Genomic DNA, 2,425 nt, shown 5'->3' on the forward strand with positions numbered 1-2,425 from the left:
GTAAGCGCCAAGCTGACCCCATCTGGCGCGGCTTGAGGTGATGAGCGAGACATACTGACACTGAAGCAAGGAGCCGAGGAGCTTGCAGTGTCAATTTCTATGTCTGCGCCTATGCCTGATGATAGAAGTTTCCATGTTCTTGAAGCGGTTGCCAACCGACTGGAGGCAAGCCCGCAGCGTCCGCGGCGGCGCTGGTCGGCGGAAGCGAAGTCGCGGCTGATCGAGGCGACACTGAAGCCGGGCGCGAATGTATCGGCCATTGCCAGACAAGCGGGGATGGCGCCGGCCCAGCTGTTCGGCTGGCGGAGCAAGGCGATCAAGAGCGGTGCGGTCACGCCACACAGGGATGCGGAGCGGCTCGGCTTTGTCGAGGTCACGCCGACAGCGTCTGCGTCGGTGGAGATCGAGCTGGGTGGCGTGGTCATTCGCGCCGGTGCCGATATCAATGAGGAGCAGCTGGTGCGGATTATCCGGGCGGTTCGCCAGGCATGATCCCGGCTGGCGTGAAGGTGTTGGTCGCCAGTCATCCCGTCGATTTTAGAAAAGGTCCCGACGGCCTTTTGGCACTGGTGCGCGATGCCGGCTCGGATCCATTCAACGGCGCACTTTATGTATTCCGCGCCAAAAGAGCGGACAGGATCAAGATCGTCTGGTGGGACGGCAGCGGCGTGTGTCTTTATGCCAAGCGGCTGGATGAGGCGAAGTTCTGCTGGCCGCGGATCGGCCACCACCGGGTCCAGCTCAATCATGCTCAGCTCATGGCTCTGGTTGACGGAATGGACTGGAAACGGGTTCGAACGGAGACCGTCAGGCGGCCGCAATCGGTTGGGTAAAACCCTGCGGCATGATGAATCAGGGAGCTGAAAACGCGGGAAAATTGCCCGCGAATATGCTCTGATTTTGGCCATGTCGGCACCCGATCTCGCGCTCCCGGACGACGTTGACGCGCTCAAGGCGATGGTTGTTGCCATGGCCGAAAAAGCCGCCGGTCTGGAAGAGCGTAATGCCGATCTCGAAGCCCACAATACGCATCTCGAGTTGGTCAACAAGAGCGCCGAGGAGCGGATCGCACGACTGACGGCGGTGGTGAAGATGCTGGAGCGGTCGCGCTTCGGCAGCCGCTCCGAAAGGTTGCGGGCCGGTGCGCTGAGCGAGGAGCAGTACGCTCTGGTCTTCGACGAGATCGAAACCGGCGTGGCGGCCATCCAAGCGCAGATGGAGAAGTCTGCGGGCGGCTCGAAAGCGAAGCGCGCCCCGCGCCCTCGCAAAGGCTTTGCGGCCCATCTCGAACGGATCGAGGTGGTCATCGAGCCCGAGACGCCTGCTGGCTGCGAAGCGCTGGAAAAGATCCTGATCGGCGAGGACGTCTCCGAACGGCTCGATGTCACCCCGGCGAAGTTCCGGGTGATCGTCACGCGTCGCCCCAAATATGCCTACAAGGGTTGGGACGGCGTCATCCAGGCAGCCGCGCCCGCCCGCATCATCGAAAGCGGCATTCCGACCGAAGCGCTGCTGGCGCAGATCGCGGTGTCGAAATACGCCGATGGCCTGCCGCTCTACCGCCAGGAAGCGATCTATGCCCGCGATCAGGTCGAGATCGACCGGTCACAGATGGCGCAGTGGATGGGCAAGCTCGGCTTCGAGCTCGAGCCGCTCGCCGATTACGCACTGACCCGCATCAAGCAGGGGGAGCGGGTCTTCGCCGATGAGACCACGCTGCCAACGCTGGCGCCGGGATCTGGCAAGGCCAAGACGGCCTACCTCTGGACCTATGTCCGCGATGATCGGCCCTTTGGCGGCAGTGGACCGCCCATTGTTGTCTATCGCTTCGAGGACAGCCGCGCCGGCGAATGTGTTGCCCGTCATCTGGACGGCTATCGCGGGATCCTGCAAGTCGACGGATACGCCGCCTATAACCGGCTGGCCCGATCCGATCGGGGCAACGACGGCGTGACGCTGGCGGCGTGCTGGTCGCACGTGCGGCGCAAGTTCTACGAACTGCATGCCGCAGGCTCCTCCGTTATCGCCTCGCAGACGGTGGCGCAGATGGCCCCACTGTGGGCCGCCGAGGAGGCCGTACGCGGCCAGGACCCGGCAGTACGGATAACTGCGCGTCAGGAGAAATCCGCCGCCGTCGTTGCCGCTCTCTTTGCGCTGTGGGAAAAGGAGCTGCCGAAGCTGTCGGGAAAATCGAAGCCCGCCGAGGCGATCCGCTATGCGCTCGGCCGGCGTGCCGCGCTGGAGCGCTTCCTCACCGACGGCCGCATCGAAATCGACTCCAACACCGTCGAGCGCGCCATCAGGCCACAGACAATTACCCGAAAGAACAGCCTCTTCGCTGGCAGCGACGGCGGCGGACGGACATGGGCCACCATCGCCACGCTGCTGACCACCGCCAAGATGAACCAGGTCGATCCGCACGCCT

General features: G+C 63.6%; 3 protein-coding genes. All 3 read left to right on the top strand.

The genetic code is table 11. From position 1 onward, the window contains the following. Positions 1–111: 111 nt before the first annotated feature. Positions 112–492: a transposase gene (locus NKH04_RS33030; RefSeq protein ID WP_245274633.1), complete on the top strand. Its 381-nt coding sequence runs from the start codon at positions 112–114 to the stop codon at positions 490–492. Next, entirely contained in the window at positions 489–833 is a 345-nt protein-coding gene (gene tnpB / locus NKH04_RS33035) for an IS66 family insertion sequence element accessory protein TnpB (RefSeq protein ID WP_023675163.1), read from the top strand. Before NKH04_RS33030 ends, tnpB begins: the two co-directional genes overlap by 4 nt. Before the next feature lie 73 nt (positions 834–906). Further along, positions 907–2,425, top strand: a 1,519-nt coding sequence (tnpC, locus tag NKH04_RS33040) for an IS66 family transposase (RefSeq protein WP_353045601.1), incomplete at its 3' end; no start/stop codon positions are given.

Origin of the sequence: Mesorhizobium sp. M1365 (assembly GCF_040317865.1) — a bacterium.
Lineage (GTDB): Bacteria > Pseudomonadota > Alphaproteobacteria > Rhizobiales > Rhizobiaceae > Mesorhizobium.

Excerpts from the sequence above, each read along its gene's own strand:
- NKH04_RS33030 (WP_245274633.1), top strand. The coding sequence starts at position 112 with ATGCCTGATGATAGAAGTTTCCATGTTCTTGAAGCGGTTGCCAACCGA.
- tnpB (WP_023675163.1), top strand. The coding sequence starts at position 489 with ATGATCCCGGCTGGCGTGAAGGTGTTGGTCGCCAGTCATCCCGTCGAT.